The 23,554-nt window shown below is 67.4% G+C and carries 14 protein-coding genes and 5 pseudogenes; 8 read left to right on the top strand and 11 right to left on the bottom strand.

From position 1 onward, the window contains the following. Positions 1 to 40: 40 nt before the first annotated feature. Positions 41 to 508, top strand: coding sequence for an SRPBCC family protein (locus tag ACZ7HQ_RS41980; protein ID WP_471001947.1), 468 nt, complete (start codon positions 41 to 43; stop codon positions 506 to 508). Positions 509 to 640: 132 nt separating this feature from the next. Here the strand turns inward: ACZ7HQ_RS41980 and ACZ7HQ_RS41975 are convergent. After that, positions 641 to 811 (bottom strand): annotated as a pseudogene (locus ACZ7HQ_RS41975) (IS256 family transposase); the annotation flags it as partial. A 473-nt stretch (positions 812 to 1,284) separates the two neighbouring features. Between ACZ7HQ_RS41975 and ACZ7HQ_RS41970 the strand changes: the two are divergent. The 3 genes from ACZ7HQ_RS41970 to ACZ7HQ_RS41960 all read left to right on the top strand — a co-directional run bounded on the left by ACZ7HQ_RS41970 (position 1,285) and on the right by ACZ7HQ_RS41960 (position 7,015). Next, positions 1,285 to 2,208 (top strand): family 43 glycosylhydrolase, encoded by a 924-nt coding sequence (locus ACZ7HQ_RS41970; protein ID WP_471001944.1) that lies wholly within the window; start codon positions 1,285 to 1,287, stop codon positions 2,206 to 2,208. A 638-nt stretch (positions 2,209 to 2,846) separates the two neighbouring features. After that, on the top strand, positions 2,847 to 4,865 hold the full coding sequence (locus tag ACZ7HQ_RS41965; protein WP_471001941.1) for a DUF5722 domain-containing protein: 2,019 nt from the start codon (positions 2,847 to 2,849) through the stop codon (positions 4,863 to 4,865). Between the two features lie 1,133 nt (positions 4,866 to 5,998). Next, positions 5,999 to 7,015, top strand: a complete 1,017-nt coding sequence (locus ACZ7HQ_RS41960; RefSeq protein WP_471001939.1) for a DNA-directed RNA polymerase subunit alpha — start codon at positions 5,999 to 6,001, stop codon at positions 7,013 to 7,015. Positions 7,016 to 7,925: 910 nt separating this feature from the next. On the opposite strand, the pseudogene ACZ7HQ_RS41955 reads toward ACZ7HQ_RS41960, so the two are convergent. The 3 pseudogenes from ACZ7HQ_RS41955 to ACZ7HQ_RS41945 all read right to left on the bottom strand — a co-directional run. Further along, positions 7,926 to 8,546: pseudogene (locus ACZ7HQ_RS41955) on the bottom strand (IS256 family transposase); the annotation flags it as partial. A gap of 18 nt (positions 8,547 to 8,564) precedes the next feature. Continuing rightward, positions 8,565 to 8,964, bottom strand: a pseudogene (locus ACZ7HQ_RS41950) (helix-turn-helix domain-containing protein); the annotation flags it as partial. Between the two features lie 34 nt (positions 8,965 to 8,998). Next, a pseudogene (locus tag ACZ7HQ_RS41945) lies at positions 8,999 to 10,179 on the bottom strand (ISAzo13 family transposase); the annotation flags it as partial. A gap of 316 nt (positions 10,180 to 10,495) precedes the next feature. On the opposite strand from ACZ7HQ_RS41945, the gene mihF reads away from it, so the two are divergent. Then, complete coding sequence (gene mihF / locus ACZ7HQ_RS41940) at positions 10,496 to 10,810, top strand: integration host factor, actinobacterial type (protein ID WP_471001961.1); 315 nt, start codon at positions 10,496 to 10,498, stop codon at positions 10,808 to 10,810. A gap of 153 nt (positions 10,811 to 10,963) precedes the next feature. Here the strand turns inward: mihF and ACZ7HQ_RS41935 are convergent, their stop codons facing one another. Further along, a complete protein-coding gene (locus tag ACZ7HQ_RS41935) occupies positions 10,964 to 11,311 on the bottom strand; it encodes a hypothetical protein (protein WP_471001936.1) in 348 nt (115 codons plus the stop codon). 29 nt (positions 11,312 to 11,340) lie between these two features. Beyond that, complete coding sequence (locus ACZ7HQ_RS41930; RefSeq protein WP_471001933.1) at positions 11,341 to 12,045, bottom strand: COG4315 family predicted lipoprotein; 705 nt, start codon at positions 12,043 to 12,045, stop codon at positions 11,341 to 11,343. 194 nt (positions 12,046 to 12,239) lie between these two features. Here ACZ7HQ_RS41930 and ACZ7HQ_RS41925 point away from each other — a divergent pair, with 194 nt between their 5' ends. Both ACZ7HQ_RS41925 and ACZ7HQ_RS41920 read left to right on the top strand, forming a co-directional pair. Next, on the top strand, positions 12,240 to 12,482 hold the full coding sequence (locus tag ACZ7HQ_RS41925; RefSeq protein WP_471001930.1) for a hypothetical protein: 243 nt from the start codon (positions 12,240 to 12,242) through the stop codon (positions 12,480 to 12,482). Between the two features lie 58 nt (positions 12,483 to 12,540). Further along, a complete protein-coding gene (locus ACZ7HQ_RS41920) occupies positions 12,541 to 13,206 on the top strand; it encodes a hypothetical protein (protein ID WP_471001928.1) in 666 nt (221 codons plus the stop codon). Positions 13,207 to 13,388: 182 nt separating this feature from the next. On the opposite strand, the gene ACZ7HQ_RS41915 is transcribed toward ACZ7HQ_RS41920, so the two are convergent. The 3 genes from ACZ7HQ_RS41915 to ACZ7HQ_RS41905 form a co-directional block, all read right to left on the bottom strand. Beyond that, a complete protein-coding gene (locus ACZ7HQ_RS41915) occupies positions 13,389 to 17,804 on the bottom strand; it encodes an FtsK/SpoIIIE domain-containing protein (protein WP_471001925.1) in 4,416 nt (1,471 codons plus the stop codon). A gap of 68 nt (positions 17,805 to 17,872) precedes the next feature. Further along, positions 17,873 to 18,166, bottom strand: a complete 294-nt coding sequence (locus ACZ7HQ_RS41910; RefSeq protein WP_471001923.1) for a WXG100 family type VII secretion target — start codon at positions 18,164 to 18,166, stop codon at positions 17,873 to 17,875. Positions 18,167 to 18,248: 82 nt separating this feature from the next. Next, the gene (locus ACZ7HQ_RS41905) at positions 18,249 to 20,357 is read right to left on the bottom strand and encodes a putative T7SS-secreted protein (RefSeq protein ID WP_471001920.1); all 2,109 of its coding nucleotides are present in this window, start codon (positions 20,355 to 20,357) and stop codon (positions 18,249 to 18,251) included. 200 nt (positions 20,358 to 20,557) lie between these two features. On the opposite strand from ACZ7HQ_RS41905, the gene ACZ7HQ_RS41900 reads away from it, so the two are divergent. Next, positions 20,558 to 21,997: a hypothetical protein gene (locus ACZ7HQ_RS41900; protein WP_471001917.1), complete on the top strand. Its 1,440-nt coding sequence runs from the start codon at positions 20,558 to 20,560 to the stop codon at positions 21,995 to 21,997. On the opposite strand, the gene ACZ7HQ_RS41895 is transcribed toward ACZ7HQ_RS41900, so the two are convergent. Then, positions 21,981 to 22,520: a sigma-70 family RNA polymerase sigma factor gene (locus tag ACZ7HQ_RS41895; protein ID WP_471001914.1), complete on the bottom strand. Its 540-nt coding sequence runs from the start codon at positions 22,518 to 22,520 to the stop codon at positions 21,981 to 21,983. The genes ACZ7HQ_RS41900 and ACZ7HQ_RS41895 overlap by 17 nt on opposite strands. A gap of 721 nt (positions 22,521 to 23,241) precedes the next feature. After that, positions 23,242 to 23,554 (bottom strand): annotated as a pseudogene (locus ACZ7HQ_RS41890) (IS630 family transposase); the annotation flags it as partial.

Below are 23,554 nucleotides of genomic sequence, written 5' to 3'. Positions count from 1 at the left end.
TGAGGATGGGCTGGCGGAACCTCAGTCCTAGAATCGGGCCATGGGTAGGACAGACCGCGCCAGCCGGGTGATCGCGGCACCAGCGGCGACCATCTACGGGGCCCTCCTCGACCGGGAGTCCCTTGAGATCTGGCTGCCGCCGGACGGCATGCGCGGGCGGGTCGAGCGGTGGGATCCCCGGCCTGGTGGCGGGTTCCGGATGGTTCTTACCTTTCTCGACCCCGCCGACAGCCCCGGCAAGACGTCAGATGCGACGGATGTCGTCGACGTCGAGTTTGCCGCCCTGGCGCCACCGGAACGTGTGGTGCAGCGGGTGGTGTTCGAGGCTGACGATCCATCGTACGCGGGCACCATGACGATGACTTGGCATCTCACTGCCGCCGGTGAGGGGACCGAGGTAACCGTCACCGCCACGGACGTGCCACCCGGCATCAACCAAGCGGACCACGAGGCCGGGATCGCCTCCTCGCTGGCCAACCTGGCGTCGTACGTCGAAGCGGCCGACTGACTCAGTTCGGCTGCTGCGCTGGGCCCGGTCACGTCGTCGAGGAAGCGGTCGAGCACGCACACCCGTCATCGCGTGCATCCCATCAGATGACGGCGGAGTAGTTGTCCAGATCAGTGGAACTGGTGAGGTCGCTCAGGCTATGTGGGCTTCGGGGCGTTCGACAAGGTGGCCGCGTTCGAAGCGGGTCCCGGCGCGGACGAGGCCGACGAGGTGGGGTTCATTCACGGCCCGCCAGCGTGCCTGGGCGGACTCGACGAGCTTAACCGCCCGCCCTGCCCGGTCAGCTGCAGCCCCTCCGGGCCCGCTCCACCAGCATCGCGACCAGCTGCTCATCGGACACGGGCGCAGGCTGCCCAGACTGGGCACTCTCGGCAGGATCCATGGTCTCTAACTTCACAGCGGTGTCAGTCACTTGAGGTCTCTCTCATGATCGTCGGATCCGCCGTTAGATTTACACTCCCCCGCCGCAACGCCGCGACCCTCGCCACCCCCTCGGACTCCTCGGCCTCGGCTGATCACGAACCGGACCTCACGCGACTACGCGGAAGCCCTGGGGATGCGGTGACTCACATCGGATGCGAGCCTGGTCTCAATGCGGTATTCGTCGCCGGTGAGCCGCGTGTTGGCGGGGCTCACCGATACCGCTGTTTCACGACTCGCAAAGAGGGTGTATGTTTATGCGCCGCGTATTGTATGGCGTTCTGCGATTAGTTGTCGCTGTTTGCATCGGCCTCCTCTTACCGCTACAGACCTCCGGTAAGGCTCAAGCAACCCCGGTGACGTTCAACAACGGAACCCAGTTCATCAATACCGCCGGTGACGCGGTACACGGGCATGGCGGCGGCATGATCAAAGTGGGCGGATATTATTACTGGTTCGGCGAAAATGCCTACCCCAACGGCTCCTTCGCGTCGATCCCGATCTACCGCTCCACCGACCTGCATACCTGGGAGTTCCGCAACAGTGCACTGACCCAGGCGTCCTCCCCCGAGCTGCAGACCGCCGGAGTCTTCCGGCCCAAGGTCATCTACAACGCCAGGACGGGACTGTACGTACTCTTCCTCCGCAAAGAGAACCACCCATCCCCCATGACCGAGAACCGGGTCGCTATCGCGACGTCACCCACGGTGGACGGCAACTACACCTACCAGCGCAGTTTCCGGCCCATGGGATACAAATCCTGGGACATGACCGTCTTCCGCGACACCGACGGCAGGGCCTACCTGATCTCGACAACTAATGGCCAACATGACCTGACTATCTTCCGTCTGAGTCCCAATTACCTCTGGGTCGCAGCTAGGGTGACCACTCTGCACAACGTCAGTCGGGAAGCGCCGGCGATGTTCAAACGCAACGGGGTCTACTTCCTTGTGAGCTCAGGTACCAACGGCTGGAAACCGACCCAAGAGAAGTACACAACCGCGACCAGCATCGCAGGCCCCTGGAGTGACCTGTCGAATTTTGGCAACTGGAACGCCTACGACTCGCAGGTCGCTTACATCCTGCCTGTACAGGGCAGCCGTATGACGTCGTACCTCTACCTCGGCGACCGATGGGCACAACCGTCGGGCGGCAGCCACAACGACTCCACATACGTCTGGCTGCCGCTGCGCTTCCCGACCAACAACTCACTGACCATGCCATGGCACCCGAAAGTCGCGATCAATGCCAGCACCGGCGTTGTGTGGGGCTTCCGCTGAGTAGGTCGGAGACGGGCAGGGTGGCTGGCGCTCCTTTTCCAGTCCGTCGCCCTCGGTCGCGGTGCGGGTGTCGGCGGAAAGAAGAACAAGAGCTTGAGTTCCGTACTGAGCGACCAAGCGCGTGCGAGGGAGCTCCACACTCGCGTCCCCTCGAGTCATCCCCGACTGAGGCCCTCCGTGCCGAGAAAGGCACCCAGTTCACCACAGAGCGTGACCTGGCCGACATTCTGGAGGATGTCGCCCGGCTCGGTGCACGCCTGGTCATCCAGACCACCATGGAAGCCGAGGCCGATCGCCTCCCTCGGCCGTGCCCGCTACCTGCGCACTACCTCCATCACAGATGAAGGCGGTCAGGTCGCGGCCTGCGCCGGGCATCTCCATCGGTCCGGCCACTGCCGGCAACAGGAATGAGGACGGCGCGGCACGCGTCCTGGCGGTCCACTGGCAACTCGGCGGTATCCCCTGAGCCGGGTCGCAGGGTCACCCAAGCGACTACCTTCCACCGCCCCAGGCTCGTCAAGCGGAAGTGAATCGAAACCATGCCGCAGTGCTACAAAAGGCAGACATAAGTGATGAGTTATGAAGGTTCAGGGTCCTGGAGAGGGCGACTATTAACCGGCATCGCCGTGTGGTGCTGTGTGCTGCTGGCGTTCAGTGGATTCGCCTCCGCAGCCGAGCAACCCGCCCCCCGGGCATCGGAAGACAACCCTCGGACCGGCCAGAATTCGGCCCCGACAAGGGAAAGTGCATTGCCCTACCCGTCACTGTCCGACTACCGGCTCAAGGGGATCGAGCCGAACTCGATCTGGCCGGTCGAGGTGGCGGGGAACAACGCCGGCGCGGTAGGGCTGAATTTTGTATGGGCGGGCTGGGAACCGAGTGTCAAGAGTGCCCCGTGCGCCAGCGCGGAACAGGAGTTCGGCGGGCACTGCTTCCGCATCCCGCCCGATCAGGATGCGGAGGTCAAGGAGTGGACTCGCCTCGGTGTCAAGGTCATCGCCGTCGTGTACGGGACGCCAACATGGGCGCGCCAAGGCCGTCCATGCGCACCCGCACAGCAGGGGTCCGAGATCTTCTGTACGCCAAACAACCCCGCCGACTACGGACGCTTCGCCGCCATGCTGGCCCAGCGTTACGACGGCCTTCACGATCACGGTCGGATCGCTGACTTCGTCATTGACAATGAGGTCAACAGCAACGCTCACTTTGACACCGGCTGCGGCCGGGGCGTCCCGTGCGACAAGAATTCCTGGTTGAACGCGATCGCGGCGAACTACAATGCCGCCTACGACGGCATCGTGTCCCAGCAGCCCACCGCCAAGGTGATGACCTCGCTGGACAACCACTTCGGCCGGGAATTCGACAGCCCTGACGGCTACGACGCGATGCTGTCAGGGATGACAGTGCTGGAGGGCCTCGCCACCCGCGCCGGATCACGTCATTGGCGGGTGGCCTACCATCCTTACCCATCGGACCCGCTGCGCCCAGGAGTCTCCGCCGACGACTACCCCTACGTCACCTACGGCAACATCGGCATCCTGCTGGGCTGGCTGCATCAACACTTCCGCGACACCCCCTCGGCCTGGGACGTCGAGCTGACCGGGAGCGGCATCAACTCCTTGCCCCCGTACTCCACCGAACGAGCCCAAGATGAACAGCTGTGCAACGCCTTTCACAACATCTTGGGCACCCCCGGCATCAGCGTCTACATCTACTCAGACGGAATCGACAACCCGCACGACACAAGCGGGTTTGCCCCCGGCCTCATGCACGCTAACGGCGTCCCGAAGCCGGCCTGGTTCACCTGGGCACTGGCCAACCGCAATGACTTCTCCTTGGCTACCCAGCTGCACTGCGGCTTCGAAGCCCTGCCCTACACCCAACTGCGCCGCGGTTACTCCCCCACCAGAGGCCACTTCGCCTCCACCCGGCTTCTGCCCCACGGCGTGACGCCCGAAAACGCCTGGCACCTGCTGCGCGACCCCCAGCCCGGCACCACGCCACTGTTCGAGTGCGAGTCCGCTCAGCACACGTTTCTGACCGGCGACCCCGGCTGTGAGGGGCAGTTCCCCATGGGCCCAGTCGGGTACGCCTACACCACCCAGACCCCAGGCTCCGTCCCCCTCTACCGCTGCTCCAACACCACTGACCACCTGATCACCAGCGACACCCACTGCGAGGGCTACCCCAAGAACGACGGCCCCCTGGGCTACGCACTGCCCGACACTCAGCCTCCTGAACCAGTGGCCCTCTACCGCTGCTCCGACCCCGACCTCGGCAACCACCTCACGACCCTCGACGGCACCTGCGAGGACTACCCCACTATGGACAACGTCATCGCACGCATCCCCCCTTACCAAGCACCCGGCACTGTCGCCCTATACCGCTGTTACGACCCCGACACCAACGACCACATGGACTCCACAAAGCCGAACTGCGAAGAATATCCTCAAAACGATGGCGTTCTCGGCTTCCTCTACACCACCCAAGTCCCACACTCCGTCCCCCTCTACCGCTGTTATAACCCCGAAATCAGCGACCACCTCACCACCCTCGACGCCCGCTGCGAGGGCTACCCCAAAAACGAAGGCCCCCTCGGCTACGCAATCCCAGGCCAACTTGACCAACGCAACCTCGACAACTCCGCCAACCCGTGAAAGATCGCGTAAGTCCGAGACGTGACAGGCTCGTCAGGGCTCTGAACTGGGGCCTTCGGCCAGCGGGACGGACGGACATGAACCACAACGAGATCCCGGCCGTCGAACCGGCCGAGGACAAGCTTGTGGATGAGGTCGTCGAGCGGCTGCTGGACCGCGGAACCGCCCTCAAGCCAGCGGTACCAAGTGAGCTGACGCCCGGGAGACCGGGCACATCACGAGCACTGTCAGCTTTGGCGGTGCGTCAGATGATCAAGAAGGAAAGTCTCGAGCGAGACCCGCCTGCGGCGCGTCGAGGCGGCGCTTCATTCATGGTTTCAAACATCTCCCTCCGGAGCCGCTCCAGTTCGGCCCGCTCCGCCTCCCTCGGCCGCCGACCCTCGGCCGCCGACGCGGGGCGGTCCGAGGACGCCGACCCGTTGCATCGCCACCGAGCCCCTCCCCCACGTGTGTGAGGGAGGGCCCGTTCAATGAGCTTCCTTCAGAGTGGCCACCGATCGGGCTACGGCTGCTCCGCAGGAGTTGGCGGCCTGCGCAGGTAGAGGCCCCAGTCAACGGCTGGCGGCTGATCACTCCAGGGGGTGTCCGCTGAAGAGGCTCAATGTCTGAATTGAAAGGAGCGCCAGGAGGCTTGTTACATCGCGGCTCCGATGGTGGTGCGGCGCCGGCAGAAGGCACCGCCGAGGCTCAGCAGTCCGGCGGCCGTGATTGCTCCGACGGTGGGGGCGATCATCGGGACCGGGGCTGGGGGCGGGGTCGGGGGCGGGGTCGGGACCGGAACCACGACTCGCAGGCGGCCGGTCCCGCCGACATTGAGCCGTTACCGACAGCCGAACCCAGCGTGCTCGCCGACTTCCACATGTGCACGTTGCAGTCCTGGTCGAGGACCCGGAGCCCCCGGTACGGCGGAAGAGCGAACCCGGCCCCTTCCACGACGATCCCCACCAAGACCTACCTCCTCAACTTGATGACGCCGCTCGGTTGGGTAATCCCGGCCGAGCCCCTACAATCCGCCCCCTAAAGGGCGGGATTTCGTGCTGTCGTGTCAGATTCGTAGGCGGCCGAACCGCCCGTACCCTTCGTGGTGTCTACGGCGTCACATAGCGGGCGCCAAACACTGGAGGCAATAACTCGTGCTGATTGCTCAGCGTCCCTCGTTGACGGAAGAGGTCGTCGACGAGTTCCGCTCCCGGTTTGTGATCGAGCCGCTGGAGCCGGGCTTCGGCTACACCCTCGGCAACTCCCTCCGCCGTACGCTCCTGTCCTCGATCCCGGGTGCGGCCGTCACGTCGATCCGGATCGACGGTGTCCTGCACGAGTTCACCACCGTGCCGGGCGTCAAGGAGGACGTCACCGACCTGATCCTCAACATCAAGCAGCTGTTCGTCTCCTCGGAGCACGACGAGCCGGTCGTGATGTACCTGCGCAAGCAGGGCCCGGGTCTGGTCACCGCCGCCGACATCGCGCCCCCGGCCGGTGTCGAGGTGCTCAACCCCGACCTCGTCCTCGCCACGCTCAACGGCAAGGGCAAGGTGGAGATGGAGCTGACGGTCGAGCGTGGCCGCGGTTACGTCTCCGCCGTGCAGAACATGCAGGTGGGCCAGGAGATCGGCCGCATCCCGGTCGACTCCATCTACTCGCCGGTTCTCAAAGTCACCTATAAGGTCGAGGCGACCCGTGTCGAGCAGCGCACCGACTTCGACAAGCTGATCGTCGACATCGAGACCAAGCAGGCCATGCGTCCGCGTGACGCCATGGCGTCGGCCGGCAAGACCCTGGTCGAGCTGTTCGGGCTCGCTCACGAGCTGAACGTCGACGCCGAAGGCATCGACATGGGCCCGTGTCCCCCGGACGCCGCCCTTGTCACCGACCTGGTGCTGCCGATCGAGGAGCTGGAGCTCACGGTCCGCTCCTACAACTGCCTCAAGCGTGAGGGCGTCCACTCAGTGGGTGAGCTCTTGGCACGTTCCGAGGCCGACCTTCTGGACATCCGCAACTTCGGTGCGAAGTCCATCGACGAGGTCAAGGCGAAGCTGGCCGGCATGGGCCTGGGCCTCAAGGGCAGCCTGCCTGGATCAGACCCGACGGCTGCTGCCTTGGGCACCACCGACGGCGCGGACGCGGGTTTCCTGAAAACCGAGCAGTACTGAACGCTGCGCAGGATTCCTGTTCGCGGACCACATCAACCGCCTCCCCGATGGCCTGACCTTCGCTCCCCGCATGCCGTCCACAGGCACAATTCAGGCGTGCGTGCCGGGTCTTGTCAGGTGGGGGATCTAATCAACGCCAGATCTGACGATCAAGGAGGCGCCTCTGATGACGGGCCGCCGTGGAGAACGAGGGGGGCGGGTGCGGACGGCGTGTTTCGACCGGCCTGACAACCGTTGGCAACTGTGCCTGACCGAGGCCCAGAACGAGCCGGTGGCCTATGCCTTCTGTCTGCGCGCGATGGGCGGTGGCTTTCTTGCGGACACCAACCCGGTTGAGCCGAGAGTACGGTGTTGCCTTCCACGCGAAGCGGCCGACCTGCAGTCGGCTGCCCCACCTGCGTTGAGCTCCAGGTACTGCCGTAATCGCCGGTTTCGTCCAGGACGCGCAGTCCTACCCTTCCCAGGAGCCTCAGGCACTGGTGCGGAAGTACCACGACGACACCTCCACCCCCTGCGCAATGACCCGCTTCTCGACGCCGTCACCTGGGGCCTCGACCGCGGCCACCTGGTGACGCCACGGACCCTCACTGCCCCGACGGGCGGGTGACGCCGGCTCGTCGAGGCCGGACGACAACGCGCAGGTCGTCTGCTTCGTTTCGCGGATGGGGCTTTGGCCCAGCTCAACGGTCCCAGGGGCTTTATCTCATCGCTCGCGGCGTCATAGCTTGCCTGCGTGGGACTCTACATATGTGAGATGGAGTGTTACGCATGGCGCTCTGTCCCTTTCTGGGGAATCGGTCGGCCGGGTGCTGCTAAGCCCGGTCGGCCGATTCGGGTTGTGGACGCCTTGGACTGTGCGGCTGGTGCCGCGGCCGAGTGATTGTCAAGAGTTGTGGATCAGCGGGGGCGTTCAGGCTGCAGTGACTTCGGGGTGTTCGACGAGGTGACCGTTCTTGAATGGGGCGCCGTTGTGGACGAGGGCGACAAGGTGGGGTGCTGTGATCGCGCGCCAGCGGGCCTGGGCGGACTCGACGAGCTTGAACACCATTGCCAGGGACGCGGCCGGACTGCCGGCCCCCCGGGTGACCCTCGTCCGGAGCTTCACGGTACTGAAGGTGCTCTCGATGGGATTCGTGGTGCGCAGGTGCACCCAGTGCTCAGCAGGGAAGTCGTAGAGGGCGAGGAGCTCGTCAGCCTCGTCGGCGACCTTCTCCACTGCCTTGGGCCACTTCGCTCCGTAGGCGCGCTCGAAGCCCTTGATCGCCTTCTCGGCGTGGTCGCGGTCCTCGGCGTTGTAGATCTCCTGCCGGGCCTTCTTCGCGCCGGGCTGAGCCGACTTCTGTAGCGCGTTCATGGCATTGTGGGTCTTGTGAACCCAGCACCTCTGATATCTGGCCTGCGGAAACACCTCGGCAAGGGACTTCCACAGGCCCATCGCACCATCGCCGACCACGAATTCGGGATCGCGCATGCCGCGTCGGCGGCAGTCACGCAGTAGATCCGCCCACGACTCGGACGACGCACGCAGCCCCTTAGGGCTCGCAGAGGATCAACATGCGGATTTGATCTCCGCGGAGTTGCCGTTCGCGAGGAACGCGGTGACGTCGGCGGGTGTGCGGAACTGGGCTGTCGAGGGTGGATGGTGTATCCGGGCTCGGCCAGGCGGGGCTGGACTTGGTGGACGCCCTGGTCAGGGTGCTGCCGTTGACTCCGAAGAGCTGGGCAAGTAGGTCTCGGGTGCCGAGTTTGCGCAGGTAGAGCACAGTGGCCAGGACTCTGCCGGCGGTCGTCAGCTTGTCCTCGGCGCCTGCGCCGCGGGCACGGACGCGCTCGCCTCCTCGCTGTTGAAGCCATCCCTTCTCACGTAACTGGTCTCATTCCTGGGCCAGTTGGTCGACGAGTTCGTTCAACGCCAGTTCGGGCATGCCGGTCAGCTCCGGGCTGCGCAGACATCCAGTGGAGGGCCTTTCGGACGGGCTGTCGGCTGACCGCGCGTGGTTGGAGGGTGTAGTTCCAGTCGCCGTGGAAACGATGCCGGCTCATCGGCAGTGCATCGATCTCGTCGTCGGTGACCTTGATGCCGGTGTCGTAGGTGCCCGGGTCGAGTTCTGCGTGGACTTTCAGCCCGGTGCGGGTGGTGGTCGCCTTGATGCTGTTCACGATGACGTCGTGGCTGGTCAACGCGCGTCCGCGCCAGTTCATGGAGAGATGGGAGAACAGCCGGTGCTCGATGTTGTTCCACTTCGACGTGCCCGGCGGCATGTGGCAGACCGTGACGTCCAACCCCATCTCCGCAGCCAGGGCTGCGAGTTCCGTCTTCCAGCCGCGGGTGCGGTAGCCGTTGGACCCGCCCGCGTCCGCGGTGATCAGCAGATGCGTGGCGGCCGGATAGTCGTACCGTCCTCGGGCCTGCCACCAGCGGCGGATCGAGGCGACGGCAAACGCAGAGGTGTCGTGATCGGTGCCGACACTCACCCAGCCGGTATTCGCGGCGATGTCATAGATCCCGTACGGGATCGCCTTGCCCGGTCCCTGCCGGTCCAGGAAATCGTGCGACTTGACCAGCACCGGCTCACCGGCAGGCCGCCACTGGTGGCCCGCGTTCTTGTAGTCGCCGACGAGTTCCTTCTTCTTCGCGTCCACGCTGATCACCGGCTGGCCGGCGTCCATGTGCTCCCTGGCCTGCTCGTTGATGTAGCGGAACTGGGCGTCACGGTCCGGGTGCTGCTTGCCCTCGTTGGTCTTGGCACCGACCTTGAGGTTGAAGCCCTCCTCACGGAGCAAATCCCCGACGGTGTCCGCGCTCACCCTGTGCCCCTGACGGAAGAGCTCGGCCGCGAGGATCCTGGTCGACTTGACCGTCCACCGCAGCGGCGACATCGGATCGCCCCGCTCATCGGGTTCCACCAGTGCCAGCAGCGCGCGCCGCAGTCCCGGATCAAGGTCCGCGACCTTCTTCCGGCCACCACCGGGCCTGCGTACCCGGCCCAGAGGCTCCTCGCCGGCCTCCAGCTCGTCCACGCCCGTGCGGACTGTCGTCTCGCCGACCTGGGCCGCCCGCGCGACCGCCCGCATACCACCATGCCCCAGGATCCGGGCCTCGGCTCCCAACAGCAAACGCCGCTGCCTCTCATCCAGGTGAGGAAACAAACCCCGAACTTCACAGCGAGTTGACCATGGACCTCATCGGAGGCGTTCGTATCACAACAACGACCGAATCACACGAAGCAACACCTTGATTCTCTGCGAGCCCTATGAGACGTAGAACTTCCTGCCGATCAGCGTGGGCCACCCGCGAAGCAGTCCACACCTGGTCCTCCACCCAGCCGTGTGCGCACTTTCGAGGAGGGCACTGTGATGCGTACAGGCAGCAACGCGTACATCCGAAACTCACGACTCGCGCCCCCCGCGCCGGTGTCGCGGCCTCACCCGCCGTGTCCACTGAGTACCACGGACCAACACGTGGCAGGGAGTCGATGTATGGCAGTCCCTTCTTTGAATCTGGAGCAGCATCGGGCAGTGCTGGACAAATCTCTCGCAATGTGGCGAGGGCACACCGGGGTCAGAGTTGCCCTCAAAAGCGCCAGGGTGTCGCTGGCCGAGGTACTGGCCAGCGACTCCGACGCGGTCCGCAGGATGCGAGTCTCCACTGTGCTTGCCTCACTTCCCGGGATCGGCAAGATCCGGGCACAGAGAATCCTTGCTGAACTGGGGATCACTGAAGCCCACCGTATCCAGGGCCTCGACGTTCATCAGCGCGAACGGCTGCTCACACGGTTCCACTCCGCCGACTGACCACCCGACCCGGTTGACCGCGCGGAACTCAGCGCCTCTCTTTCCTGCTTCGTACCGATGCCGTCCTGCCGGCGCAGGGCCTGCGCAGCTTGCCGACGACCGTCATCAGCAACGTGGATCACGAGCCGCGGGACAACAAATCCGGAGCATCGATCAGCAAGCCTCCAGGGCATGCGTCGGGCCGACCACAGGGTCGGAAGGCGGAGAGTTTTCAGGCGACGGCCGATTGCGCGGCCGGCCGGGGGACAGGGACCGGGCGTAGCGGCGCAAGAGGAGCAGGGCGGTCGTGGCGAGGCCGGCGAGCAGGCCGACGCCGATGTTTTGGGTGCAGTCGAAGAACTGAAGAACGGCCGCGACCAGGTGCAGGTTGGTGGCGATGTCGGTCGCGCTGTGCCCGTCGGCGGCCGACAGGTCGAGGTACACGCGCAGGACCAGGCCGGGGACGGTGAGGTAGACGACGCCGACCGACGTACTGCGCAGGTGATCATCAGCATGCCGCATGAACCGGCCAACCACTTTAGAACGCTGTGTCAGCTGGTTGCTTTGTTTCCGGTTGGTCCTGCTGCGAACCATTTGCCGTCGATGCCCTGGCCGTTTAGGTCGCCGGGTTTGCTGTCGCCGGAGAAGCGGTAAAGGGGCCATCCGCCGACGGTGATCTGGATCTGGCCGTCTTGGCGGCGGATGGCTCCGACTTCCTTTGGGTTTACGCCGGCTAGGTAGACGCTGCCGCCTTCCTGGATGGTCACTGGGGGCCATTTGAGCGTGCAGGCGCTGTCGCAGGCTGACTGTGGTGCGCCGGCGGTGTCTGCGTCGAAGCGGTACAGCGCCGCCTGGTTGATGTTGATGAGGTGGGATGCGGTCAGCGGCGCCGATGTCACCGCGGACAGCTGCACCCACTTGGGCGGCGCTTCCTGCACCGCTGCTCCGACCACGGTCCCGCCGTTGCCGTTGAGACCGGCGTCCCGCGCGGTGGAGTCGACCACCTGGAGCCCTGAGTCACCCTTGCCGCTCTGGCCGGACGTTGTGTTCGAGGGGGTTGTCGAGGCCCCCGCGGATACGGAGGGTGACACGGCGGTCCCTGAAGTGGCCGCAGTGGAGCTGTCGCCGATGGAGATGGTCTTGCCGCAGGCCGACAGGCTCGCAATGGCGCACAGGGCAAGTGCGGATGCGGCGACGGCGTGGCGTGCGGCGGCGCCGCCGCCGGGGAACAGCGGGCGGGTGAATCGCGAGGTCATGCCTGAAACACGAGACGGATCCCGGTAAAGGTTCAATACCGGGCGCGATCAGTCCCGCGGTGCGCGGCGGTGAACGTTTCGGCCCTGCGGCCTCGTGTTCCCGGCAGAGACGAATCTTCACCGCATAGGAACGGGGGCCCGCAGTGGCGTCGGACGTCAACATCCCCGGGAGTGAACTAAAGGAGGCTCAGGACATGCTGGGCTTCGTGCACGACTTCATCGACATCGGACACCACACGTTCGACTTCGATGCCGCGTTCGGGCCCGAGCTTTCCCACGGCGCCGCGCAGCACTTCGAGAACCGCTGGGAGGACGGAAAGCACCAGCTGCAGAAGCAGGTGCAGGGCATCCGGGACGCCATCGGCAACATCCTGGACTCCTTCGACAAGACCGACCAGGACGCGGTGTCGAACCTCGATGACGGAGGCGGAAAGTGAACTCAATGCCTGTTTGCCTGGCCTATCCAACACTTTCCTCGAAGGCGGCGGCTGATCGATGAACACTGCACAGCGTTTTCTGCTGGACATCCCGGATTCGTGGCAGCAGGCCGACCTGAGTGGCGAGGAACTGGCCAGGATTCGCGCGCAGGCCCTCGCATCGACCGAGGACCCCCGCGAGAAGGCGCGAATCAACGACATGTTCCGCCAGGGCCGGGAGGTGACCAGGGCGGCCCGTCGCCACGGGGCGCTGCTGGCCGCCGGCACGGCGACGATGTACACCGAAGGCCTCTTCATGGCATACGTCATGGTCTTCGCCGTCAGCACCCCTGAGGGTGAGGAACTCACCCTGCCCGTCCTGTCGGCGCGGCTGGGCGTCTCCTCGGCCACCGGAGTGGCGCCGAAAGACCGGGTCATCGCGTCGGCGCGTGTACCCCACGTGGGTACGGTGGCCCGCGTCACCGGCACCGAGGTGACCCGGCTGACCGGGGACATTGATGTCAGGCTGCTGACGATGCACACGATGATGCCGGTGCCCGGCAGTACCGAGGACTTCCTCGTGGTCACCCTCGCCAGTCCCAACCTGCCGCTGAAGAGCGAGGTGTACGACCTCTTCGACGCCATCACCAGCACGTTCCGCTTCGTAACGGACGACGGTGTCCAGATCCCGGTGAACGACGGCGATGGAGACGGGAACGGCGGAGGCGACAGCGTCACTTCCTGACGCACCGTCCCACGTTCCACGGCATGCCGCCGGCGGCTGAACTGTGCACGGTCCAGCCGCCCATTGGCGCTCCGCAGGACCGGGCGGGGCATCCCGGTGCGGGCGGGAGGAAGGTGCGCCCAGATGGACACGGGCGGCTCATGCAGACGGCGTCCGCCACGCGCTGTAAGGGGACTACGGAATCAAGTAGCAGAGTCGTCTTGGTGTTCAGAGTGGGCTTCCAGGTACGGTACCTGCACCGTGCGTACCCTTCCGTCGCCCAGATGGAGCAGGCCTCGGCCGGGCTGTGGGGCCTGTCCGATGACGCCTCGGGTCAGCTTCACGCCGATGACCTCGCCGTCGCCCGGTCCCTGCGGGGAGAGGAGCATGCCGGTGCGGTTGCGCTTGACCTGACCCATCCAGCCGGCCAGGCTCAGCGACAGTGACTCGGCGTTGCCGGCCGCGAGGACGCCCCAGCCGGTTCCGGCCCCGCCGCGGGCGAGCAGCGCGAGGTCGGGGTCGATCTCGGCGCCCATGAACAGTTCGGCGTCGTCGACGACGATCACACCGTGTTCCTCGGGCACATTGCCGAGTGCTTGCCGGAACTCGTCCGTGGTGACTTCGGCGTCGGTGATGACGGTGACGACGCCGGGCCGTCCTCGCAATTGCCGCAGCGGGGAGCGGCGGGGTGCCAGCACTATCAGGCCGGCGCCGACGGCGAGTAACGACTCCGCGGCGGTGAGCAGGGTGGTGCTGCGACCGGTACGTGGTGGGCCCGCGACCACGAAGGTAGGCACGTCCGACAGGTCGGGGCCGAGCGAGGCGAGGGTGTCACCGCCGACGGCCACCAGGGGCCGCATGGGCCCGCCGTCGGTGTGCAGGGCGAGGGCGTCAGCGTAGGTGATCCGGTCGGGGAGCACGTCCAGCCGGATGGGGCGGCGCGCGGCGGACACCGAGGACTCGCGTTCGGTCAGGTTCCGGCCGAGAGTGAGCAGGATCTCGGCCTGGGCGGTGCCGGAGAGGTCTTCGCCGAGCACCGCGATCTGTGTCTCGCTGAGGTCCTGGGGTCGGATGCCGCGCCCGGGTGTGGGGTCGGACGGCGCGGACTTGGAGGGGATGCCGACGCTGGAGTAGTCCTGGCGGTCGTTGAGCCTGAGGACGATCTTGTCCTCGGTGGTGCCGGAGAACCGGCTGCTGCCGAGCACCCGGTCGCCGGCCAGGACGACATGGATGCCGACACCGGCCCCGTCGCGCAGGAGGCGGATCATGCGTTCCATGTAGCTGCCGTTGTCGTAAGTGGCGTATTCGCGTTCGAAGACCTCGAAGCGGTCGACCATCAGCACGATGTGGGCGAGCCGTTCCTCGGGGAGCTGGTTTTTGCGTAGTTCGGTCAGGTCGGCCGTGCCGCGTGTGCCCAGGATGCTCTGGCGGGTGGTGAGTTCGGTGCCCAGCCGGTCCAGCAGGCGTCCGAGGCGTTCGGTCTGGTTGCGGTCGACGACCGCGCCGCAGTGCGGCAGCGCGGTCAGGGCGTTGAGGGCGCCGTTGCCGCAGTCGATGCCATAGAGGTGGACGTCGTCGGCGCCGTGGGCCTGGCCGAGTACCGCGGCCAGGGTGCGCAGGGTCTGGGAGCGTCCGCTGCGAGGCGAGCCGACAATGTGCAGATGCCCGGCCCGGTCGAGGTCGAGGACCAGGGAGGCGCGGGTCTGTTGTGCGGGCAGGTCGACCATGCCGTACTCCACGGGCTGCAGGGCCGCCGCGCGCTCGGCGGTGGGTTTGGGTGCGGGCGGCGGTGTCCACGGCAGCAGTGCGGGCAGCGGCGGCAGCCAGGGACTCGGCTGGCGCGGTACTTCGGCGAGCCGGGCCGCCTGGGCCACGGCCCTGGCCAGTACGGCAAGGTCGGTGACGGCCTCGGTCTGCGCGTTGCCTGAGCCGTCCCGGTTGCGGCCGGTCGGCATCGGGCCGCCCAGGTTCTGCCAGGTCACCGATTCGGCGTGGACGGTCACCTCGGTTCCCTCGGGGGTCTGGCCGCCGGGGCGGCGGCCGCCGACGCGGCCGGACTGGAATGGCAGCAGTGCTGATGGGCCGAGCCGAGCGTAGGCCCGGCCGGGGTTGGCCGGGGAGATATCGCCGGAGTCTGGGGCGTCGATGATGTCGCGGCTCTCGCTGGTGTCGGTGGTGCGCAGGGCGATGCGCAGGTTGGTGTTGGCGCGGATGTCCGGGGTGACTGCGCCGCCGGGGCGCTGGGTGGCCAGCACGAGGTGGATGCCGAGCGACCGGCCGCGCTGGGCGATGTTCACCAATCCCGAGATGAATTCGGGCAGTTCGCGCACCATGGACGCGAACTCGTCGATGACGAGCAGGAGGCGGGGCAGCGGGGGCAGCGCATTGCCGCCGCGTGCGCGTTTGTCGAGGTAGTCCTCGATGTCCTTGGCGCCGGCCTGGGACAGCTGGGTCTCGCGGCGACGTAGTTCGGCGCCGAGGGAGACCAGAGCGCGCTCCACCAGGCGGGTGTCGAGGTCGGTGACCAGGCCGACGGTGTGCGGCAGGTCGGCGCACTCGGCGAAGGCGCTGCCGCCCTTGTAGTCGACGAGCACGAACGTCATCTCGTCGGGCCGGTTGACCACGGCAAGGGTGGCGACGAGGGTCTGCAGCAGCTCGGACTTGCCGGAACCGGTGGTGCCGGCGATCAGAGCGTGCGGGCCGTTGCGGACCAGGTCGACGGCGAAGTCACCGTCGTATCCCACGCCGAGCAGCGCCTTGGTGCTGCGGCCGCCCAGTGACCAGCCCGCCACCACGGCCTCGGCGGTGGGCGGTTCGATGCGCAGTAGGTCCAGCAGGCGTACGGAGCCGGGCAGGGCGCTCTCGTCGCTGTCGCCGACACCGCGCAACGGGGCCAGTGAGCGGGCGAGGTGCTCGTACCAGGCGGGTTCCGGCGAGTCACCGCGTACGTTCTCCAGCGCGGCGGCGGAGCCCGTGCGCACCTTGGCCGTGGTGCCACCCGCCGCGGTGACGACGACGGCGCCGCACTCCTCGGGTAGCAGCCGCTCCTCACGGTCGATGCAGATCGTGTGGACGCCGACGGACGGGCCATCGCGCAGCAGCGCGATCACGCCGGGCAGAGACCGGGCCCGGCGCGCCTGTTCCAGAACCACCAGGACGTCGGGGTACCCGCTGGCTCCGCCTCGGCTGAGATCGGGGCCGGCGGCGATACGGGAGGCGATGAGCCGGCCGAGTTCGCCGATGCGCCGGGCCAGGGATTCGGCGGTGCTGCCGATCAGGGCGTAGGCGTCCTCGCCCTGCGCCTGCGTGTGGGGCAGCCAGCGGGTCCAGCACCAGTCACGTTCGCCATCGGGGCCCGCCAGTACGACGATGCGCAGGTCAGTGGGGCTGTGCAGGGCGGCGGCCTGAGCGGCCAGCCAGCCGGCCAGCCGGGTCGCTCCCGTACCGGCGACGCCCGCGACCCCGGCGCCGCGCAGCGGCACGGCGACCGGCACCTGGCTCAGCCAGGGCACGGTGCTGCGCCGGTGCTCGTCCTGCTCCGGGTCGTCAACGCCGACCGATGAGGGCAGGTCGGTGGTACCGACGCGTACGGACAGGAAGTCGGGGTCCTTCCAGCGGCGTTCCCACAGCCGCTCCGAGGGCTGGACCGCCATCTGGAGCAGCGTGGCCGGATCGGGCAGGGACAGCCGCAGATTGTGCTGTTCCTCCAGCACGGCCGCGTCGATGTCCGCCCGCACACGGGCGAGCGTCTTGTCGTACTCCTCTTTCTTCTCGAGGTACTTGAGCATCGCCTGCTTGCGTCCGCCGAACTGGGTGACCAGGGCGGCGATCGGGGAGAGCAGGGCGATGAAGACGAAGGACCAGCGGTGGGTGACGAAGATCGCGATCGCTGCGCTGCCCGCGGGCAGCAGCAGGATGGGCAGCAGTGGGATGGGCCGTTTGTCGGGCTTGACCGGCGGGGCCGGCAGCCGGAACTTCGCGCCCGCTGACGGGGGCAGGAACCTTGGCGGCCGGTTGAACTCCAGGCCCAGCCCGTCCTGGGCGGGGGTCAGCGGGGCGCGGGCCGTGGGGCGCGAGGTCAGTTCCAGCAGGATGTCGCCGACGGCGAGCTGGCTGCCTTCCCGCCAGGACGTGGGTTCCTGCATGGCCTTACCGTCGAGTAACGCACGTTCGATCGCGACGAGTTCGGCGCTGCCGTCGAGCCGGATGCGGACCCGCGCCGCGAAGTCCGGCGCGCTATCGGCGAGGCGGATCCGGCACAGGAGGCCGCTGCCGATGTCGTAGTCGCCGGGGACGAGCCGGTAGACGGTTCCGGCGCCGGGGCCGGAGACCAGCCGGACCTCGGTGCGGCCTTCAGGCTCGGGCTCCCGGGGAAGGGGAGCGCCGAGCCCAAGGTCCATGCCGTCCCGCACACCGGCGCCCTGGAGGGTGGTGTGCGGGTCGACGGGGGTCGAGCCGATGTAGAGGGGCGGCTCTCCCGCCGCAGCCCCGGCATACCCGACGGCGCGTGCCAGCTCGGCCGCGAACCTGCCCGTCCGGGCGGACGGTTCGGTTTCCACGGCGACGATGGTGGACACCCCCGCGGCCTGCGGGTCACGCACGCTGACGGTCAATCGCACTGCTCATCGTCCTTCTCGTGTGGAGGGGGTGCGGCACCGCCCGCCGTGGTGGCGAGCCGGGCGGTGGGTCAGGAGAGGTTGGAACCGAGCTGGCTGTCGGTCTGGTCGAAGGCCTCGCCGACGGACTTCACGTACTGGCCGATCCCCTGCAGGCCCTGGTTGACCTGCTCGAAGCCCTTGGCGAACTCGTCGAAGAACGGCTGGAACTTCTGCTGTGCGGCCGGCGTGCTGTAGCCGTCGGCGAGCAGGTTGGAGATCTTGCCCTTGACCTCGTTGAGCTTGTCCTGCAGCTGGGAGAAGTCGTTGAGGAGGGCCTGCGACGTGGACGACGTGGTGTCGGAGTTGACGCTGTAGTTGGGCATGGGAGTACTCCTTGCTGGTTACGTTGCTGGTGCGGTCCATCCCTGTCGGGGACGGAGGTCTGGGTACGCGGACGGAGGCTGGCTAGGGACGGTTGCCAGGGTCCGGGCCTTGCGCGGGGCTCGTCGGTGCGGTGGTGAAGCCGCTGCCGGACGGGGATGGCGGCTGGCTGCCGGTAGTGGGCTGGGTGGCCGATGTGCTGATGGGCGGGACCGTAGGCCGGCCAGGCACCGTACTGCTGCCTGTTGCTGGAGCAGAGGGCGAAGCCGGAGACGTCGGTGCGGTGGTGAAACCGCTGCCGGACGGGGATGGCGGCTGGCTGCCGGTAGTGGGCTGGGTGGCCGATGTGCTGATGGGCGGGACCGTAGGCCGGCCAGGCACCGTACTGCTGCCTGTTGCTGGAGCAGAGGGCGAAGCCGGAGACGTCGGTGCGGTGGCGAAGCCGCTGCCGGACGGGGATGGCGGCTGGCTGCCGGTAGTGGGCTGGGTGGCCGGTGTGCTGATGGGCGGGACCGTAGGCCGGCCAGGCGCCGTATTGCTGCCTGTTGCTGGAGTAGAGGGCGAAGCCGGAGACGTCGGTGCGGTCGGGGAGGGAGGTAAGGGGACGTTCGCCGGTTGCGCCAGAGCCTGGGGAGCGTTGGCGGGCGCATTCGCTGGGTTCGGCGCCGGCTGAGTACCGGCGGGTGGGTGTGCAGCGCCCTGGCCTGGTTGTGCGGCTGGCGCTGGCTGAACTGCGGCAGAGTTGTGTGCAGCATTTGGGCCGGGCTGAGTGGCAGGCGCAGGCTGGCTGGAGGCAGGCGGGTGCGGCGGGGCGGCTGGCGGCCTGGGGTTGCCCTTGACGGGGATTTTGCTGGTGAGGCCGTCGATCGTGCGGCCCAGGCCCGCCTTTCCGACAGGGCCGACTCCCAGCTTCGGCGCGGACTGAGCGATCTCACCCGCCGCCACCTCGTTGAGGTCGCCGCCTTGGGCAACGCCCACACCGATCTTGGTGCCGAGGCTGGCACCCTCTTCGATGAAGCCGCCCACCTGGTCGGCGGCTCGCTTGCCCACCGTATCCCCGGCCGCGGGTTCCGTCGTGTCGCCGAATCGGCCGCCCTTCCCCGCCGCCACCGGCGGGTTCCCGCGGCTCTTGCCGATCCTGCCGATGCCTCCCTTGAAGGCGGCTCCGGCCACGGCCCCGGCCGCAGCCCCGGCGAACACGCCCGCGGCGGTGATCTGGTCGTGGTTCGCGGCTTTGGCGCCCGCTTCTAGCGCCGAGTTGGTGAGGAACTTGCCGGTGACCTCCGTGGCGGCCTTGCCGATGGGGTTGGCGAGGACGCCGCTGATGACTTTGTTGTTGCTGAGGGAACCACCGATCTTGGTGATCGATCCGGTGCCCTTGGTGATGAAGCCGGCATTTTTCAAGGCAGCCGGAGCGATCGCCTCGACCGCCCGGCCGCCCAGCTTCAGCAGGGAGCCACCGGGGATGATCCCGAGCAGGCCGACGACGAAGTCACCGGCTTTGATGCCGCCGGTCTGGCTGGCGACGACTTGGTTGAAGACAAACAGCGCCCCACCGAGCAGTGCGCCGACCACCGGGAAGAACACCGCCACGACGGCGACGAGGGCGGCCAGCAGAATCTGGACGAAGGGGAAGTCCTTAAAAAAGTCGGCGATCTTCTGGAAGATGTTCCGCTCCGGAATCGCCTCCCCAGCCGCCCGGTCCAGTACGTCGGCGCACTGTCGCTGTGCGCTCTCCCGCATCGACCTGGCCTGCTCGGCAAGGCTCTTGGCCGCGTTTACCTGAGCCTTGCCGGCATCGATGGCGTCCTGTGTCCGGCGCGCCTCGGACTTCTCCGCATCCGTCGGGTTCGCACTGAGTTCCTTGGGCGCCTGGTTCGCCTGCGGTGCGGCGGACCGTGCCTGGTCCACGGCCCGGTCGAAGGTGTCCTGGGCCTCGCGCAGCCGCGGCATGTAGTCGCTGTAGGCCTGGGCCGCGTCGTGGTAGGACGTCATGGTCTTGGTCAGCTTGTTCGGGAGATCGTCGCCGATCTTCTGCTTCAGCTGGTCCATCGCCGACCCACGGCCCTGCGAGATCGTGCCGTCCTTCTTCAAGACGTTCAGTGCCTTCTCGGCGGCGTCCCCGATGTCCCGGTAGCGCTGCATCACGCCCTGGATCAGGTCGGGGTCACCGGGTGTCGGGTCCGAGTCCATGCCGACGAGCTGGAAGTCCTCAGGACTCGAGTGCCGACGTGCCATTGGGATCCCCCGGTGCGATGCCTGTGAGATGTCGTGGTCGCCAGGTACACGGGGACGGTCCTTCGGAAGGTTCAAAGCGGTTTCGCTTCGAACGATTTCGCCTGCAGCTCCGTGTATTCGGTGCAACGGAACGCCGGAGGGCATGGGTGGACACGATGAGCAACGGCGCGGGCCCCAAGTCCGAGCACAGGCCGACGGCCGCAACGGCACGCCGCTTGGCGCAGCCGCTCCTGCACGCCCTGGCGGCGCTGCTGGCGGCGTGTCTCGTGGCACTTGGCACGGCCGCTTCCGCGCACGCGACGCCGGACGACGACCTGATCAAAGTGTTCGTGGTCCCGGACCCCACGCAGACGGGCAGGCCGCCTGCCACGCTGCAGTCGATCGCCGTCTCCACACTGGGCACGGTGTCGCGCTCTGGCGAGATCTTCGACCTCAATCACGGTCTGGCCCAGAAGGACGGCGGGGCACTCAACAGCCCGGGTGACCAGCTGCACCCAGGCTGGATCCTGCGTCTGCCGCAGGACGCCTCGGGACCCGACGTCCAACTGGCCAAGGACACCGAAAACCAGAACGGCTCCTCCTCTCCCCCGGCTGCCGGACAACAGACCTCCCCGCCGGACACCGGGCAGTCCACGATGTTCACCATCCCGCTGGCCGCCGCCGTCGGGGTGCTCGGCGCGCTCCTGCTCGCCCTGATCACGGCGGGCATCGTGGGCAGGCGGAAAGTGCGCATTGCGTACGCCACCGTGGTGCGTGCCGTGCGCGGGCTGGGCGAGCCGATGCGGCGCCGGCGCCGGCTGAGGCAGCGCCGGGCGACGGGCCGCCGGTTCGCCACCGACGCGGAATCCGTACGACGCGCTTACGGGACCCTGGGCGAGTTCGCCCCCACGCCGCAGCGGGCCGAGCGACCGGTGCACGCACTGCGCGTTGACCCCGCGGGCGTGACGGTGTGGCTGGCTGCCTCCGACACGGTCGATGCCCCGTGGACGAACCTCGACAGCACGCGCTGGCGCCGCCCCGCGACCGCTACAGGCATGCTGACCCGCAGGGAGGACACCGGCATGACGGCACAGGCCTCGATCAGCGCCGCATGCCTCGTCCGTGCAGGCACGGACGCCGACGCCGAGCCGGTGTTCGTCGACCTCAGCCGACTGGACGGCGTCCTCAGCGTGAGCGGTGATCAGGCCGTGGCGCGGGACGTCGTGCAGAACCTGCTGGCGGAAATCTCCCGCACCCAGCCGGACACTCCGGTGACGGTGCTGCGCGGGGCCGACGGCGCCCTGCCGCTCACCGTGCCGCCGGGCCTGCGGCAGCTCCCCCGGGTCGAGGCCCCTGTCCCGATGGCGCCGGCCGCGGGGTGGGGGACGGTGCGGGCCGGCGCGTCGCGTCGACCGGTGCAGGGCTTGGTTGTGGTGGCCGGGACACCGGGCGTGCAGGAGGCTGCCGAGCTGGCTGCCCTGTGCGGACCGGGCGGCGCGGGCTGGACCGGGCTGGTCTACGGCGAGGCGAGCGGCGCGCACTGGCGCTGGCATACCGACGCCGACGGCCATGTCGACATCCCAGTGCTGGACGTGCGCCTCACTGTGCCGGCCTGAGTCCCTTGCCAGCTTTGGCGCGCAGGGTGGTGAGGGCATAGTGCTGGCGGGATTTGACCGTGCCGGCGGGTATCCCGAGGATGCGCGCCGTCTCCTGCGCCGTACGGCCGCACAGATAGGTGTGCAGCAGGACCTCCCGATGCACGTGGGACAGCTGCCGCAGCAGGTCGGTTGCCTCGATCGAGGTCAGCACGGCACCGGAGTGGTCGGGCAGGGGCACGTCCTGGTCGGGAGCGCCGATGGTCTCGTGGCGGGCGGCGGCGCTGCGCACCCGGTCGACGACAAGATTTCGAGTTACCGTGAGAAGCCAACCTCGCACCGATCCCTCGATGCTATAGAGCCGCTCGGCGTGTGACCAGGCACGGATGAGAGTCTCCTGCACAATGTCCTCCGCAAGGTGACGGTCGTCCAGTAACTTCTCGGCGTAGGCGACCAGTGCCCTGGCGTGGTCGGACATCATGGCGTGCAGTAATCGCTCGCGGTGCTCGGCCGATCCGGCGGTCGCGTCAGTGGTCGTGCTCATGTTCAAACTCCTGAAAAGGGACTGTCGTACGCGCCTTGGCCCCTGGCCGAGGGAAATGCGGGGAGCGTAGACGGGCCCGCTTCCAGAACTCTGCCAAGTCACTGGCGCGGGACCGGATCGGGCCAGGCAGGGCCGCCAGCCGGCCGCGCACCTGAACAAACCTCCGGGCCGATCGCTTCGAGAATGCCGAGTCGCGCTGCGCGAGCGCGGACCGGGTGTCGTCGTATACCGAACGGTGGGTGTCGTAGAGGGGCACCACATCAGGCCACAATTCAGATAGAGGTTGCGGACGCCCGGTACCGCTCCGACGCGGGAGCGTAGCACGCAAGCTCCCAGCCGGCATTGTCAGGTTGAGCGGGTGTTCAGAGGTGTGATGCGGTCTGCGTCTTCAGCCCCGTGTTGCGGACCGACCGTGCACTGGGGTGCGAGTGTCACCCTCTCGCTACACCCACTCGGGTGGCCGGGACAGAGTCTCAAGGCGGCAATCCAGGGGCCGGGACCTCGCCCCTGGATTGTGTCGCTTGGCCTACGGCGTCATGACTCACCCGCCGTGAGCTCTCACATGAGAGGCGTCCCACCGGATGTCCCTTCCCCACAGACGGCCGTGCCGGCCTCAGCATGAGAGGGCTGGCGCGGAAGGCGGTGTCGGTCGACTCCTAGATTGTTCACGCCGCCTGGACGGCCCGGCTACCTCGGCCGGGCCGTTCTTCCCCTCCGTCCGCTAGATCTCGTCGGCGGTCCTGGTCCAGGTGAAGGACCGTGGGTTCTCGTTCCAGGTGTCGATCCACGCGGTGATGCCGTCCTCCTGAGCCTTCACGGACCTGTGGACGCCGCGGCGGATGAGTTTGTCGGTCAGCAGGCCGAACCACCGCTCGACCTGGTTTATCCAGGAGGAGCCGGTCGGGATGAAGTGGACGTGGAATCGTGGGTGTTTGCGCATGTCGCGCGTCAGACTTTCTGGCACAGGGGTTTGTTTGAGCCCCGTGAGCATGTAGGAGAGGCTGATGTCCCGTCCGCCGCAGTTCCCGGTGGAG

The organism is Streptomyces sp. NPDC037290 (assembly GCF_055603245.1).
This window is presented reverse-complemented; position numbering and strand designations above follow the sequence as displayed.